This is a genomic window from Mesorhizobium sangaii (assembly GCF_014207355.1).
Taxonomy (GTDB): domain Bacteria; phylum Pseudomonadota; class Alphaproteobacteria; order Rhizobiales; family Rhizobiaceae; genus Mesorhizobium; species Mesorhizobium sangaii.
In genome coordinates this window covers 174,396-189,578 of record NZ_JACHEF010000005.1, presented here as the reverse complement: position 1 = coordinate 189,578, position 15,183 = coordinate 174,396, and the positions used below count along the sequence as shown (strand labels likewise).

Genomic DNA, 15,183 nt, shown 5'->3' with positions numbered 1-15,183 from the left:
TCGCGACGATCGGCCGGCAAATGAAAACCGAACCAGAGGACGTGACATGAGACTGATCAAGACACTTATGGCCGCTGCAACGGCGCTCGCCGTTACCGCCTTCGTGGCGCCGACCTTCGCCGCCGACGATCCGGGCCCGGCGGCCTATGCGCAGGCGCTGAAGGGTAAGCGCGTCATGCTGGTGCCGCTGGCGATGGGGTTCGACTTGGCGCAGGGCTGGGCGCACTATCTGAAGACCGAAGTCGAGGCCTGGGGCGGCGTGTTCGAAACGCGCGATCCGAACTGGGTGGTCGATGCCGGCGCGCAGGCGATCACCGACGCCATCTCGTCCGACACCCGGCCGGACGTGCTGATCATCCATGCGCCGGACCTCAACTCCTATTCCAAGCTGATGAAGAAGGCGCAGGCGGCCGGCACCTATGTGCTCCTGGTCGACAATCCGGCCAACTTCCCGGCTGATGCCTTTGTCGGCAGCGACTGGGACCGGCTTGGGCAGCTCGAGGCCGAAGCGGCGATCAAGGGCTGCGGCGAAAACTCGTCGAAGAAGATCGGCCTGGTGCAGGGCGACCAGGCGAACTCCTCCAGCCTATATCAGTATGCCGGCATCATGAAGGTGCTGGACAAGCATCCCGACTTCAAGGTGGTGGCCAAGCCCGACTCCAACTGGGATGCGACGACCTCGCGCAACGTGACGACGACGATGCTGCAACAGAACCCGGACATTTGCTCGATCATCGATTTCTGGGATGGTGACGCCACCGGCGCGTCCGCAGCGATCCGCGACGCTAAGCTCGAGGGCAAGGTGTTCCTGGTCACCACCGGAGGCGGGGAAAAGGCTGCCGACTGCGACAAGCTGCAGGACGGCACCTATGGCGCCGTGGTGATGACCGAGCTTGCCCGCCAGTCGGGCGACATGAACGCCATCATCAAGTTCCTGCTGCAGAGCGGCCAGCCGGCCGGCACCTCGCACACCTACATCTACACGCTGGAGAAGGCGACGACCAAGGCCGACCTCAAGCCCGACAGCTGCTGGGACCTGAAGGCGCTGCAAGCCGAAGCGGCGGCGAAGTAAGCCACGCCTTCGAATAAATTCACGAGGTGGCCGGATCAGTTCGGCCACCTCTTTCTCTTGAGCCACGGCAGCCAATGTCCTTTCGTGAACGCCTCCAGTCCTGGCGCTACAATCTCGTGCCCGATCATCTTGTCGGCGAGATCCTGACCAAGCGCTGGACCGACAACGCCATTCCGTTCCTGGCGCTGGTGGCGACGTTAGCGACCTTCGGCTCGGTCATTCCGGGCTTCTTCAAGCTGACCTCGCTGCAGGAATCGACCCGCCAGCTCGGCGAATTCTCGATGGTGGTCACCGGCATGACGGTGGTGATGCTGGGTGGTGGCATCGACCTGTCGGTCGGTTCGATCTTCGCGCTGTCCTGCTTTTCCGCCGTCTATGTCTTCTTCATCCTCGAACAGTCGATCTGGCTGGCGCTGGCCGCTTCGCTTGCCACCGGCCTCGTCTTCGGCGCCATCAATGGCTATCTCGTCGGCTATCTCCGCCTGCGCGCCTTTCTCACCACGCTGGTCACCTTCATCTTCGGGCGGGCGCTGTTCGACATCCTGGTCACCACCTATGCCGCCGACGTGCAGCTCTCGACGGCGACGTCGGATGTGCTCGACTTCATCGGCGACAGCACCTTCTGGGGCCTGTCGGTCTCGGTCTGGCTGGCCATCATCCTGGCGATCGTCACCCATATCGCGCTGACGCGTTCGCGGCCGGGCTGGCATGTGCTGGCGGTCGGCGGCTCCAGGCGTTCGGCCCATAATGCCGGCATTCGGGTGCGCCGCACCGTGTTCATGACCTATGTCTTCTCCGGCTTCTGCGCCTCGATCGGCGGCTTTCTCATCGCTTGCCGCCTGAGCGGGGCAGGGCCGGGCACCGGCCTCAATCTCGAGATCATGGCGCTGACGGCGGCCGTGGTCGGCGGCGTCAGCTTGGGCGGTGGGCGCGGCTCGGTGGTCAAGGGGCTGATGGGCGCCATCATCGTCTTGACCATGACCAACGGGCTGATCCGGCTGGGCTATGGCACCGGAACCAACCAGATGGTGCTCGGCATCATGCTGGCGGTGGCGGTGACCATCGACATCCGCTGGCTGAAGAACCGGCACAAGGTGCTGAACGAAGTCTATGTCGCGCCGGTCTACCTCAGGATGGGCGCGACCCAGTCGGCGGCACCCGGTTCGGGCACGCCATACGAACTCGATAATCGATTGTCAGAAGCTGACCATATCGGGCTTGGCGAACTGGAAGGGCCGGAGGATGTCATCCTCGACCGCGACGACAATCTCTATTGCGGTACGCGCCATGGCGAGATCATCCGCTTCTTCGCGCCGGACTATGTCAGGTCGGAAGTGTTTGCCCATATTGGCGGCTTTCCGCTCGGCCTAGCCTTCGACAAATCAGGCAACCTGATCAGCTGTGTCGGCGCCATGGGGCTCTATTCCGTGTCGCCGGATCGGGAGGTGAAACGCCTATCGGCCGAGACCTCGCGCTCCTGGACCTCGATCGTCGACGATGCGCGGATGCGCGATCCCAACGACTGCGACGTGGCACCCGACGGCCGTATCTATTTCACCGACTCGACCAAGCGTTACGACGCCCATGACTGGGCGCTGGATTCGATCGAGAACCGTGCCACCGGCCGGCTGCTGGTCTACGACCCGAAGGACGGTTCGACCAAGACCCTGCTCGACGGCTACCGCTACACCAACGGCGTGTGCATGGCGCATGATGGCAAGTCGCTGTTCTTCGCCGAAAGCTGGGCCTGTCGCGTGCACCGCTACTGGCTGGAAGGGCCGAAGGCGGATACCGCCGAATGCGTCATCCGCGACATGCCGGGCTACCCCGACAACATCAACCGCGCCTCCGACGGCAATTACTGGATGGCGTGGCTCGGCATGCGCACGCCGAGCTTCGACCTGTCGCTGCGCCACCCCGACATGCGCAAGCGCATGACGCGCCGGCTGCCGCAAGATGAATGGCTGTTCCCCAACATCAACACCGGCGGCGTGGTGAAGTTCAACGAAAAGGGCGGCATCGTCGAGGCGATGGGCGACCTCACCGGTGGCGCGCACCCGATGGTCACCTCGATGCGCGAGCACAAGGGGTATCTGTTCGTCGGCGGCATCCTCAACAACCGCATCGGTCGCTACAAGATATCAGGCGCCGACCCGAACTGGACCAGCCCCGCTTCCTACTGGGGGGCGGCGTCATGATCCTCGATCCGGTGCTTGACCTGTTTCGCGGCAAGGCGGTGACCATTCCGCCGCTCGACGGCGCCTTCCGCCCCAACACGCGGCTGGACGACGCGCCGGCTTTCGCCGAGATGACCGAGCCAGACAATCTGCTGGTTTCCAGCGACAGGCTGTTGGCCTCCAGCGGCAATGCCATCCACGCTATTGCGGCCGGCGCCATGTCCACCGTGGTCGAGACCTTTTCATCTCCGGTCACGGCGCTGGCGCTGTCGCCATCAGGCGAACTGACGGTCGGGTTGGAGAGCGGCAGGCTGTTGATTGCCGGTAAGGAGGTTTCGCTGCCGGCCGGGATCGGCTGCATCACCGCACTTGCCTATGCAGACGACGGCACGCTGTGGCTGGCCAATGGTTCGGCTGAACACGCGCCGTCGCAATGGGCCGCCGACCTGATGAAGATGGGCGCATCCGGTTCGCTGTGGAAGCGGGACGTGGCGGGCGGCGACTTCCGCAAGGTGGCCGGCGAGATCGCCTTTCCCTATGGGCTCCATCCCATGGGGCGGGATGTGCTGGTCAGCGAAAGCTGGCGCCACCAACTCGTCCGCTTCGACGGCGCGACCGGCGACCGCTCGACGGTGCTGGCGCATCTGCCCGGCTATCCCGCACGGCTGTCACGGACCGCCGATGGCGGGGCATGGCTGACCTTGTTTGCGCCGCGCAACCGGCTGATCGAATTCGTGCTGCAGGAAACGCACTACCGGCAGGACATGATCGAGCAGGTGCCGCCGGCCTACTGGATCGCGCCGGCGCTGGCTTCCAGCCGCAGCTTCCTCGAACCGCTGCAATGCGGCGGCATCCGCACCATGGGCATCCACAAGCCTTGGTCGCCAAGCCGCTCCTACGGGCTGGTAGTAAGGCTCGACCAGAAGCTGCAGCCGCAATTCAGCCTGCACAGCCGCGCCAACGGCACGCGCCACGGCATTTGCAGCGTTGCCGAAAAGGCCGGCCTTCTGTTCATCGCCTCCAGGGGCGGCGACTGCGTGTTGTCCGTCGACCTCGCCTCGGGAGGTTTTTGATGGAACCGATCATTCGCCTGGAAAATGTCACCAAGACTTATCGCGGCGTGCCCGCGGTGAAAAACGTCAGCTTCGACCTGCGCAAGGGCGAGATCCACGCGCTGCTCGGCGAGAACGGTGCGGGCAAGTCGACTCTGACCAAAATCGTCGCCGGGGTCGTCGACGCCACCTCCGGCAGAATGTTCCACAAGGGCGCCGAAATTGCCTACGCCTCGCCGCATGCGGCGCTCGAAGCCGGCATTGCCATGGTGTTCCAGGAAACCAGCCTGGTGCCGTCGATGACGGTGGCGCAGAACCTCTATCTCGGCACCGAGAAATTCCTCAACCGGCTGCGTGGCACCTACATTTCGGCGCAGCAATTCCTGCAGTCCCTCAACTTTCCCGTCGACCCGAACGCGATGGTGTCGACGCTGGGTGCCGCCAAGCGGCAGATGGTCGAGATCGCGCGCGCCGTCCACCACAATGCCGAGGTCATCATCTTCGACGAGCCGACGGCGACGCTGACGCCAGAGGAGAAACGGCATTTCTTCGCGTTGATCCGGCGGCTGAAGGCGAATGGCGTGTCGATCGTCTTCATCAGCCACGCGCTGGAAGAGGCGTTGATGATTGCCGATCGCATCACCATCCTGCGCGATGGCGAGCTGGTTGTCACCGACGACACATCCGCCTTCGACCGCGACCGGATCGTCGCCGCCATGGTCGGGAGAACACTGTCCGGGCAGATTTACCGGCAGCGCGACGAAGCGAAATTGCGCAAGGCCGGCAAGAAGGTGCTGTCGGTGCAGGACATTTCGATGAGCAATGTCGTGCGCAACAATTCGTTCTCGATCTTCGAGGGCCAGATCACCGGCGTGTTCGGGCTGATCGGTTCTGGCCGCACCGAGACCTTCAAGATCGTCTCCGGCATCTACAAGCGCGATTTCCTGCGTGGCGGGGCGATCGAGTTGGATGACAGGCCAGTGCGCTATCTCGTGCCGAGCGAGGCCGTGGCCGACGGCATCGTCTATGTCACCGAGGACCGCAAGAGCGAGGGCATCTTCGAGACGATGGGCATTGCCGAGAACCTGTTCGGCGGGCTGCTGGCGGCGGGCCGCGAAAAGGCCTGGGTGATCAACCAGCAGGAGATGCGCGCGCTGTCAGCCGAATGGACCAAAACGCTTAACATCAAGGCGATCAACGACAATGCGCGCGTCGTCGAGCTGTCCGGCGGCAACCAGCAGAAGGTGGTGATCGGCAAGGGGCTGGTGCAGCAGCCGCGCGTCGTCATCTTCGACGAACCGACGCGCGGCGTCGATGTCGGCGCGATCGCCGAGATCCACCAGATCATCAACCGGCTGGCCGACGAGGGCTTGGCTGTCGTCGTGATTTCCTCCTACCTGCCGGAGATCATGAACCTGTCCGACCGCATCCTGGTCTGCCGGCAAGGCCGCATCGTCGAAGAGTTTTCGCCGGCGGAGGCCACAGAGGAAAAGATCATGTACGCGGCGGTTCACTAGATTCAGGTGAGGCCGGCCTGCAAATGGCGGCTTCCTGGGCTTCCTGATCTGAATCGCCAACCCGCCAAAAAGTGAATCGGGCAAATGGATTGGCTGCGATTGCTCAAGACCCGATTTACTTCACACGACGATTGAAACAAAGAGGACCAGACCATGGCCACGACGAAACTTCTGAGCGATACCGAGGTGGAGAAAATCCCGGCTGTGAAGGCGGTGTTCGACGACATCCGTGCGACGCGCAAATCCGATTTCGTCAACAATTTCTGGCGCGGGCTGGCCAATGATCCACCGGCGCTGAAGCGGATCTGGGAACAGCTGAAGGTGGTGATGGTCGCTGACAGCGCCATCGATCCATTGACCAAGGAGATGATCTATATCGCGGTGTCGACCGCCAATGGCTGCTCCTATTGCGTCCACTCGCACACCGCCGCCGCCCGTGCGAAAGGCATGACCGATGCACAGCATGGCGAACTGGTGTCGATCATTGGGCTCGCCGGGCAGACCAATCATATGGTCACGGCGATGCAGATCCCGGTCGATCCGCAGTTCGAGGTGAAGTGAGGGTGGCTGCTTTCCGGGGCTGGAATTTTCATGGACAAAAGCATCAGATTTCCAACCTCGCTCTCTGGCTACGAGATTGAAGGCCTGATTGGAATTGATGCTCCACGACTGGTGCCGCTGTATCAGGGCTGCTCGGACTATGTCGTGCTGGAAAGAGGCGAGCCGCCCAACGTTGCCACTGCAAAGGAGGAATTTGAGAACTTTCCACCGAACCGAACTGAAGCAGACAAATTCGTATTCGGGATGAAGGCAATCGATGGTGAATTCGTGGGCTTGCTGGCCTGCGACCGCAATTATCCGCGAGTTGAGTGTTGGTGGATCGCGTTGTTCATGATCGACAAAACACTTCGCGGAAGAGGGTTGGGGCGAGCGCTGTGCGACGACTTTTTCAGGTGGCTGAAATCCCAGAACGTCAAGCGCGTGGAGCTCGGCGTGATCACAGAAAATGAGCAGGCTCTTCGATTTTGGCAGGGGCAAGGCTTCGAGCTGGTGCGGACGGCGGGGCCAGTCAGCATTGGGGCAAAACGGCATATGGTCCAGGTTTTAGGCCGGCCATTGTGAGCAGATCCATCACAGGCGCTCGGCCCACCTTCTGGAAGGCGCGCGCTATACCGGCCGATAAACCCTCTCGGCCGTGTTCCAGAAAATATCCGCCTCAGCTTTCGCGCCGTGCTTTGACACCGCCGCGCGATGCGCCTTGATCAGCTCGGCGTGGCTGGTCCACAGTTTCTCGATCGGGAAGTTCGAGCCGAACATCAGATGATCCGCGCCCAGGATGTCGATCGCATTGTCGACGATATAGGCGATCAGTGCCGGGTCGTTGCGATGGACGAAGGTACCAAGGCCGGACAGCTTGGCGTAGAAATTTGGCGCCGCTGACAGCGTGCGCAGGCCAGCCTTCCAGGCTTCCGTGATTTCGGGCTCCATGCCGGTCAACATGCCGGCATGGGTGAGGATGAAATTGGTCTCGGGGTTCTCGCCGACCAGGGTCAGCCCGTCCTTCATCTGGGCGGGAAAGAGCTGCAGATCGAAGGAGAGACCATAATCCCTGAGTCGCGGCACATTCGCCCGCACCTTGGGGTCGATGACCTGATCGGCCGAAGTGGCAAAGCGGAAGGCCGGCGTCTCGTGCCAGTGCAATTGCATGCGCACGCCGCGCAGCAGCGGATATTTTTTCAACCGGTCGATCTGCGGCCTGATATCGTCCACGGTCATGTCGGTATAGCCGACGATGGCGTGCGGCCAGCCGGTCTCGTCAGCGGTCCTCTGCAGGAAGGCGACCTCCTTCTCGAAATCCTCCTTGGCCCAGTTGGTCTGGACATAGACGGCTTTTTCGACGCCGGCACCCTTCTGGTCGGCCAAGAATTCCTCGATCGGGTAGTCGCGGCGGATCGGCTCATAGGGGCCAAAGATGCGCGGCACCATCGGCCCGACCAGCCAGGGCTGGTCCTGCTGGCGCCAGATGTGGAAATGCGCGTCGATTGCTTTCTGCATCACGAAACCTTCTTCCAGATTGCCGCCGCCGCCGGGGCTGGACTGGCGAGCGACAGGATGAAATCGGTGAGGCCCTTGAGCGACGAGCCGTCGATGAGATCGTCGAGCACCGGCAGGATGGCGCGCAGTGCCGCCGTTGCCGGCCGGAAGCGCGGGTCGCCGGCCAGGGGCGTTGCAAGAGACAATCGGAAAGCGCGCGCGCTCAGCCGGCGCATCGCAGTCTCCAGTTCGACGTGGTCGCCGCGCTCCAGCGCGTCGGAGAGGATGACGACCGCTGCACCGCGGGCGAAAGCGGAGAAGCGTGGCACCGACAGGAAAGCGAGCAGCGTCGGCCCCATGCGGGTGCCTCCGTCCCAGTCGTCGACCTGCGTCGCCGCGCGGGCCAGCGCCTGGTCCCGGTCGCGAATGCGAAGTGCGGCGGTGATGCGGGTGAGCCGCGTGCCGAAGGTGAAGATTTCGGCGCGGTCAGCACCTTGCACGGCGGCATGGGCGAGCTTGAGATAGTCGGCTGTGTGCAGCTTCATCGAACCGGAGACGTCGATCAGGATCAGCAGCTTGCGCGGCACAGTCTGCCGGCGGCGCAGCAGCGGCGAGGGTACGTCGCCGTCGGCGCTGACGATTTCCCGGAGCGACCGGCGCAAATCGAGCTTGCCGCGTGAGTGGGTGCGCACGGTGCGGAAGGAGCGGCGGGCGGGCAAGGCGGAAGCGAGCTTGCGGCGGAAGGCGGCCAGCCTATCGTCGTCGCGCTGAAAATCGCGCGTGCTCAGCTGTTCGGCGCCGGAGGACAACTCGCCGCCTTCCTGCCGGCTGATCACCTCGATCTCTTCCTGGCTCGCGCCACCATCGTCCTTGATGCGGGTTTCCTCGTCGGCATCGCCTTCGACCAAGGCAGATGCGTTGCCGTAGAAATGGCTCTGGAAATGCGCCTCGAATTCGTCGCGGCGGTCGGGTGGTGGCGCCAACGTGGCAAGGGCGGCTTCTCGGATATCGGCCATCGAACGCGGCCCGAGCAATGTCACGGCCTGCATGAAGCCGGACACCTGCTCCGGCGCGACGGCGAAACCGTAGCGGCGCAGCAGCCGGCCGAAGCCGAGGAACGGCGTGGCCGCGCGGGGCAGGGCGTTCACGCCAGTGCCTCCTCGACAATCCGGCCAAGCTCGGGCGCGATGTAGGTCAGGTCTTCTTCGTCCTTGATCAGCACGCCAATGGCACGGCGGAACGCTTCGGGCCACGGGCTGCCGCCCCTTTCCAGAATGGTCGCGGCGTTGGCCCATTCGACCGCCTCGGCAATGCCGGGCGGCTTGGCCAGCGGGCGGGCACGGATGCTCTGCACGGCTGCCGCCACCGCGCGCGCCGTCGCCTCGGCGACATCGCCGGCGCGCAGCATGATGATGGCGGCCTCGCGCTCGGCGTTGGGATAGCCGATCCAGTGGTAGACGCAGCGGCGGCGCAGCGCTTCGGCGAGTTCGCGGGTGCGGTTCGAGGTCAGGATGACGATCGGCTGGGTTGTGGCGCGGATGGTGCCGCGCTCCGGAATGCTGATCTGGAAATCGGAGAGGAATTCCAGAAGCAGCGCCTCGAATTCATGGTCCGAACGGTCAATCTCGTCGACCAGCAGCACGCGCTGCACCGGCGCCTTCAGCACCTGCAGCAGCGGCCGGGCGATCAGGAAGCGGTCGTCATAGATGTCGATCTCGTGCTCGCCGGCGTGGCGGATGGCGAGCAGCTGGCGCTGGTAGTTCCATTCGTAGAGCGCGTGCGAAGCGTCGATGCCTTCGTAGCATTGCAGCCGCACGAGATCGCGGCCGAGCAGCTGCGCGATCGCCTTGGCTGCTTCCGTCTTGCCGACGCCCGGCGCGCCTTCGAGCAGCAGCGGCTTGCCCAGCCGGATGGCCAGGAAGATGGCGGTCGCCAAGCTGTCATCGGCCAGATAGCGCGTCGCGGCCAGGTGCTGCGCCATCGCCTCCGGCGAGGTCGCGACAGTCTCGGCGTTCACCTCAGGCATTTCTATCACTCAGTTCGCCGCTTGCGCCTTGAGCGCGCGCAGGATGCGCTCTGGCGTGATCGGCAGCGTGTCGATGCGCACGCCGACGGCGTCGAAGACGGCATTGGCAACCGCTGGTATCTGCGGGTTGGCGCACATTTCGCCCGGACCCTTGGCGCCATAAGGCCCGTCGGCCGACGGCCGCTCCAGCACGATGATCTCGGTCTCCGCAAGATCGCCGGGACCGGGCATCAGATATTGGTTGAAGTCGGTGCCGCCATGGTCGCGGTTGGGATAATAGGGCTCGGTCGTCTCGTAGAGCGCGTGGCTGATGCCCATCCATGAGCCGCCGACCAACTGCTGCTCGACCATTTTCGGGTTCAGCGCACGGCCGATCTCAAAAATGTTCTTTACCGTCAACACGGTAACCTCGCCGGTTTCGTCGTCGACCTCGACCTCGGCCACAGTGCAGGCATGCGCATAGCAGGTCGACGGCTTCATCGCGCCGGTCTCTTTCTCGGGGTAGGAGCGCGGGATCAGGAACATGCCGCGGCCGGAGATCGAGCGGCCGCGCTTGAAATGCGCTGACAGTGCGACATCGAAGATCGAGATCGATTTTTGCGGCGCGCCCTTGACCAGGATGTTGCCCTGTCCGTCGGTCTCGAGGTCGGAGGCGTTCACTTCTAGCTCCTCGGCGGCCACTTCCAGCATCACCTGGCGGGCTTCCTTGGCGGCCTGGATGACGGCATTGCCGGCGCGGTGGGTGCCGCGCGAGGCGAAGGTGCCCATGCAGTGCGGGCCGGTGTCGGTGTCGGCGGTGTCGACGACGACGCGGTCGGTCGGCACGCCGATGGTCTCTGCGCAAATCTGCGCCATGATCTGTTTCATGCCCTGGCCGAGATCGACCGATGACAGCGTCACCATGAAATTGCCGGTCGGCGTCGAATGCACCAGCGCCTGGGTCGGGTCGCCGCCAAGGTTCATGCCAGTCGGATAGTTGATCGCTGCAACGCCGCGCCCGAGCCTGATCGCCATCTCAAGCTCCCTTCACGTAGGAGGATATCGCCATGAATTTTTCCGCCACCGGCCAGTTGGCGGCGCGCGAGGCTTCCTGCATGCACTCGATCAGCGCCGCACCTTCGGTCGGCTGGCGATGCGCCTTCATGTCGCCGTCACGATAGGCGTTGATGAAGCGGAACTCGAGCGGATCCATGCCGATCAGCCGCGCCAGCTTGTCCATCTGCACCTCCAGCGCGAAGTCGCCAATGGTGACGCCGAAGCCGCGCATGGCCGAGGAGGGCGTGCGGTTGGTGTAGACGCAGTAGGTGTCGATCCAGACATTGGGGATGGTGTAGGGCCCGGGATAATGGCCAGCGCCCTTCTGCGCGCCGTAGGGTGAGTGGCGCGAATAGGCGCCGGCATCGGTATAGCCGGTGACCTTGCGCGCGACGATGCGGCCGTCCTTCATGACGCCGTCCTTGATGACGACCTTTTCGGCGGCGCGCGGCGAGGAGATCTGCATCTCCTCCTCGCGACTGTAGATGAAGGAAACCGGCCGGCCGGTCAGCTTGGCGCCAAGAATGGCGATCGGCTCGACGATGACGTCGACCTTGCCGCCGAAGCCGCCGCCGACGGTGCCGCCGACGAAATGCAATTTGTTGCCGGGCATCTGCAGGATGATCGAGGCGTTGTCGAGGGTGAAGAACATCGCCTGCGTGTTGGTGTAGCAGGTGAAGCGGTCATTGCCTTCGGGCGCCACCACGCAGCCGGTGGTTTCGGTCGGCGCATGCTCGATCGGCGAGGACTGGTAGCTCTGCTCCAGCACATGGTCAGCGGCAGCGAAGCCTGCGTCGACGTCGCCGAAACGCACCTTGCGGCATTCGCCGCTGTCATAGAGATAATAATTCTGGCCATGGTATTCGTTGACCAGCGGGGCGCCAGGCTTCAGCGCTTCCTCCATGTCGAAGACGGCCGGCAGCACCTCATAGTCGACCTTGACCTTGGCAGCGGCCTCTTGCGCGGCGCGCTCGGTTTCGGCCAGCACCGCGACCACGGCCTCGCCCTTCCAGCGCACCTTGCCGTCGGCCAGCACCGTCTCGTCCTCCGGTCCGATCTGGATCAGGATCAGGATGGTGTAGACATTGTGCGGCACGTCCTTGGCGGTGAGGATCTTCACCACGCCGGGATGCTTTTCGGCCTCCGACGTATCGATCGAGCGGATGCGGGCGTGATGGTGCGGGCTGCGCACCATCTTCAGGTGCAGCATGCCGGGGAAATTGCGGTCGGCGAAAAAAGCGGTCTTGCCGGTGACATGACCGGGTGAATCCGAGCGCGGCCGGGGCTGGCCGATCTCGTGCAGATCATCCTTGCGGACATCGGCGAAGTAGCTCTTGCGCAGGTCCATGTTTGCTTCCCTCAGGCGGCGTTCTGCGAATTGGCGCGGGCGGCGTGCAGCACCGCCTGGATGATCGGCTCGTAGCCGGTGCAGCGGCAGATGTTGCCCGACAGCGCCTCGACCACCTCGTCGCGACTGGGATTGGGTTTATGGTCGAGCAGCACCTTGGCGGCCATGATCATGCCCGGCGTGCAGAAGCCGCATTGCGTGGCGAAGGTGTCGAGGAAGGCGTGCTGCAGCGGATGCAGAACGCCGCCCTCCGAAAGCCCTGACGTCGTCGTGATAACGGCTCCATTGCAGGTCTCGGCCAGTGTCAGGCAGGACAGCCGGAGCTCGCCGTCGATGATGACCGAACAGGCGCCGCAGGTGCCCTGGTGACAGCCGCCTTTCGGCGACGTGTCGCCGATCTTGTCGCGCAGCGCGTGAAGCAGGGTCGTGCCGCTGTCGATGAATTCGGCCTTTTCAGAACCGTTGAGCGTGAACTGGACCGGGACCTTTGCCATGTTTCCTCCTTGCGCGCCTGCCCGAATGATCGGACAGACGCGCGCCCCCCAACGGGTGTTTTCAGGTCAGCAGCAGCCGGCCGAGATGCACCGGCAGAACTTCGTTGCGATACCAGGCGCTGGCGATCGGATCGGTGATGGGCGAGGTGCCTTCGTTGCCCGCGGCGAGCGCCGGCGCGATGCCGTCCTTGGTCAGGCTTTTGCCGATCAGCGCTTTTTCCGCAGCCTTGGCGCGCATTGGCCGGTCTGCCATGCAGCCGAGCGCGATCCGTGCCGAGGACACAGCGCCGTCGCCGGCCAGCTCAAGCACGGCGGCGATGCTGAGCACCGAGACCCCCTTCGGCTTGACACGCGACACTTTCAGGAAGCGAAAGCCGTCTGCCTTCGGAAGCGCGAAAGCGACCGAAGTGACTATGGCACGGTTGGTGTCGCGCCCGGCCAGGAAGGTTTCGATCGGCGTTTCGCCATCATCGGTGCCAACCGTGGCATCGAGCGCCAGCAGGGCAACGGCAAAGTCGCCATAGGGCGCCGGTGCGAACAGATTGCCGCCAACGGTCGCCATGTTGCGGACCGCTGGGCCGCCGACGGCGCTCGCGGCCTTGGTAAGGAAGCTGAGGTCCGGATGACGAGCGATCGCCGCCATGGTCACTGAAGCGCCAATGCGGACCTTGCTGTCGGTGACGGCAATCGATGAAAGCGACGGCTCGGTCGAACGGATCAGGCTGGAGACGGAAACATCGCCTTCATTGGCGGCGCGCACGACCAGCGTGCCGCCTCCGAGATAGCGGCTGCCCCGGGATTTCAGCGCCGCGTTGGCCTCCTTCACCGTCGCAAAAGTGTGCAGTGCTAGCGCCATAGCCGGGCTCCCTCAGCTCTGGCCGGCGAAATGGCTCTTCAGGGCATTGAAGCCGCCCTGGAAGACGTTGGCGCCCATGCCCTCGGCCAGCTTGCCGGCTTCCTCGGGCGCCGCGTCGAAGCTGGCGGTCCATTCGGCATAGGTTCGGTCGCCATCGGTCACGCGTCGCAGCTGCAGCGTCGCCTTGTGGTTGGTGAGCGGCTGCGGTGTCTCCAAGATCGAGTAGCTGACGAGGAAATTGTTGTCGGAGAAGTCGAGCAGCTTTTCGCGAATGCGGGCGCCGCTGGCGAGCTGGAAATTGCGCACGCAGCCGATCGTCGAGGCGTCCTTGCCGTCCTCGATATGGCTTTCCACCATTCGCGGGTGCCAGCCTGGCAGGCCGTTAAAGTCGCGAATGCGCGCCCAGACCTGTTCGACCGGTGCGTCGATGACGCTGGAGATGGTGACGTTCGCCATATGGATGTCCCCTTGCAGATGCGGCAGTTGGGCAAGGGTAGGGCGGCCAAGTCAAAGGCGCTTATCAATGCGTCTTGAGCCCGTATCAATGAGTCTGAAAAACGGTGGGAGTCTGAAAAAGGGTGCGGCCGGTTGGCTCAGGCGATCATCCGCGCCGCTTCACGGTAGAGTGTCGGCGGCACGCCGACATGGTCGCGGAAGAAGCGCGAGAAATTGCCCTGCGTGGTGAAGCCGAGATTGCAGGCGACCGAAATCAGCGGTTCCTGCGACCACTGCAATTGCCGCACCGCTTCCTCCATGCGCAGCGTGTTCCAGTAGACATTGGGCGTCAGATTGGTCTGTTCCTTGAACAGGGCGAAGAAGTGCGGCCGTGACAGGCCGACGGCGCGCGCCACGTCGTCGAAGCAGATGCGCTCGCAGACATTGGCCTTCATTAGCTGAATTGCCTTGCGGACGCGGAAATCCTGCATGGTGTTTATGTGGACGCGGGCTTCCTGCGGCGCCGAAGCGTCAGCGGCATCAAGGACACTGTCGATGAAACGCTCGATCTCGTAATTGGCGACATCGTCGACGCTTTCATTGTCGATGAGGTGATCGAGCAGACTGGCGGCGGCCTGGTGCAGCCAGGGCTCCAGCGTGATTGCGGCCTGCGAGAACAGCGGTGCGGACGAAGGCAGGTCGCGGCGCCGGCGCGCCCAGTCGGGATCGATGTAGAAGGCGAGGAACAGGCCCGGAGTGCCGTTCCGCGACAGGACATGGCTGTGCGGCTGGAAGGAGTTGATGCCGGCGGCGGTGCGCGGTCCAAGCCGTACCGTCTCGCGGCCGATGGTCATCTCGCCGGCCGTGCCTTCCAGCCAGATGATCAAATGTGCTTCGACATGGGCATGGGTGACGAAGTCGCTTGCGACATTCAGGACAGAAACATGTCCGAACCGGCCCCAGTAGAGCCTGATCGCTTCCGTCATGGGTATTCCTCCCGCAGACGACTGGCCTCCCTTCGCCTGCAGGGGGATTGTGCGGCGGAGTTCGGGGCCGCGTCAAGGCGTGGCCTTTGGCGAGGGTCGGGTGACGGCCGATGCCGGTGGATTTTCAGACTGAGCGATAGGTAGTGAACCG

The 15,183-nt window shown here is 63.7% G+C and carries 15 protein-coding genes; 6 read left to right on the top strand and 9 right to left on the bottom strand.

Translation table 11 applies throughout. From position 1 onward, the window contains the following. Positions 1-46: 46 nt before the first annotated feature. The 6 genes from HNQ71_RS23620 (at position 47) to HNQ71_RS23595 (ending at position 6,940) form a co-directional block, all read left to right on the top strand. Positions 47-1,072 (top strand): sugar ABC transporter substrate-binding protein, encoded by a 1,026-nt coding sequence (locus HNQ71_RS23620; protein ID WP_184875039.1) that lies wholly within the window; start codon positions 47-49, stop codon positions 1,070-1,072. A 74-nt stretch (positions 1,073-1,146) separates the two neighbouring features. Continuing rightward, complete coding sequence (locus HNQ71_RS23615) at positions 1,147-3,270, top strand: ABC transporter permease (protein ID WP_184875038.1); 2,124 nt, start codon at positions 1,147-1,149, stop codon at positions 3,268-3,270. Further along, positions 3,267-4,322 carry an SMP-30/gluconolactonase/LRE family protein gene (locus HNQ71_RS23610; RefSeq protein ID WP_184875037.1) on the top strand — a complete coding sequence of 352 codons (1,056 nt, stop codon included), beginning with the start codon at positions 3,267-3,269 and terminating at the stop codon, positions 4,320-4,322. The genes HNQ71_RS23615 and HNQ71_RS23610 overlap by 4 nt, the downstream gene beginning before the upstream one ends. Next, positions 4,322-5,818, top strand: coding sequence for a sugar ABC transporter ATP-binding protein (locus HNQ71_RS23605; protein WP_184875036.1), 1,497 nt, complete (start codon positions 4,322-4,324; stop codon positions 5,816-5,818). Before HNQ71_RS23610 ends, HNQ71_RS23605 begins: the two co-directional genes overlap by 1 nt. 153 nt (positions 5,819-5,971) lie before the next feature. Then, positions 5,972-6,379, top strand: coding sequence for a carboxymuconolactone decarboxylase family protein (locus tag HNQ71_RS23600; RefSeq protein ID WP_184875035.1), 408 nt, complete (start codon positions 5,972-5,974; stop codon positions 6,377-6,379). Positions 6,380-6,409: 30 nt separating this feature from the next. Further along, positions 6,410-6,940, top strand: a complete 531-nt coding sequence (locus tag HNQ71_RS23595; RefSeq protein ID WP_184875034.1) for a GNAT family N-acetyltransferase — start codon at positions 6,410-6,412, stop codon at positions 6,938-6,940. A gap of 45 nt (positions 6,941-6,985) precedes the next feature. Here HNQ71_RS23595 and HNQ71_RS23590 read toward each other — a convergent pair whose 3' ends face one another. The 9 genes from HNQ71_RS23590 to HNQ71_RS23550 form a co-directional block, all read right to left on the bottom strand. Next, on the bottom strand, positions 6,986-7,873 hold the full coding sequence (locus HNQ71_RS23590) for an amidohydrolase family protein (RefSeq protein ID WP_184875033.1): 888 nt from the start codon (positions 7,871-7,873) through the stop codon (positions 6,986-6,988). Then, positions 7,873-8,991 carry a vWA domain-containing protein gene (locus tag HNQ71_RS23585; protein WP_246462072.1) on the bottom strand — a complete coding sequence of 373 codons (1,119 nt, stop codon included), beginning with the start codon at positions 8,989-8,991 and terminating at the stop codon, positions 7,873-7,875. Before HNQ71_RS23585 ends, HNQ71_RS23590 begins: the two co-directional genes overlap by 1 nt. 5 nt (positions 8,992-8,996) lie before the next feature. After that, a complete protein-coding gene (locus HNQ71_RS23580; protein WP_184875032.1) occupies positions 8,997-9,878 on the bottom strand; it encodes an AAA family ATPase in 882 nt (293 codons plus the stop codon). Positions 9,879-9,887: 9 nt separating this feature from the next. Next, positions 9,888-10,892, bottom strand: coding sequence for a xanthine dehydrogenase family protein molybdopterin-binding subunit (locus tag HNQ71_RS35560; protein ID WP_184875031.1), 1,005 nt, complete (start codon positions 10,890-10,892; stop codon positions 9,888-9,890). A gap of 1 nt (position 10,893) precedes the next feature. Beyond that, on the bottom strand, positions 10,894-12,261 hold the full coding sequence (locus tag HNQ71_RS35555) for a xanthine dehydrogenase family protein molybdopterin-binding subunit (protein WP_184875030.1): 1,368 nt from the start codon (positions 12,259-12,261) through the stop codon (positions 10,894-10,896). An 11-nt stretch (positions 12,262-12,272) separates the two neighbouring features. Then, positions 12,273-12,755 carry a (2Fe-2S)-binding protein gene (locus HNQ71_RS23565; protein WP_184875029.1) on the bottom strand — a complete coding sequence of 161 codons (483 nt, stop codon included), beginning with the start codon at positions 12,753-12,755 and terminating at the stop codon, positions 12,273-12,275. 61 nt (positions 12,756-12,816) lie between these two features. Next, positions 12,817-13,611 carry an FAD binding domain-containing protein gene (locus tag HNQ71_RS23560; RefSeq protein ID WP_184875028.1) on the bottom strand — a complete coding sequence of 265 codons (795 nt, stop codon included), beginning with the start codon at positions 13,609-13,611 and terminating at the stop codon, positions 12,817-12,819. Positions 13,612-13,623: 12 nt separating this feature from the next. Beyond that, positions 13,624-14,067: an SRPBCC family protein gene (locus HNQ71_RS23555; protein ID WP_184875027.1), complete on the bottom strand. Its 444-nt coding sequence runs from the start codon at positions 14,065-14,067 to the stop codon at positions 13,624-13,626. A 137-nt stretch (positions 14,068-14,204) separates the two neighbouring features. Beyond that, positions 14,205-15,032, bottom strand: coding sequence for an AraC family transcriptional regulator (locus HNQ71_RS23550; protein ID WP_184875026.1), 828 nt, complete (start codon positions 15,030-15,032; stop codon positions 14,205-14,207). Positions 15,033-15,183 lie beyond the last annotated feature (151 nt).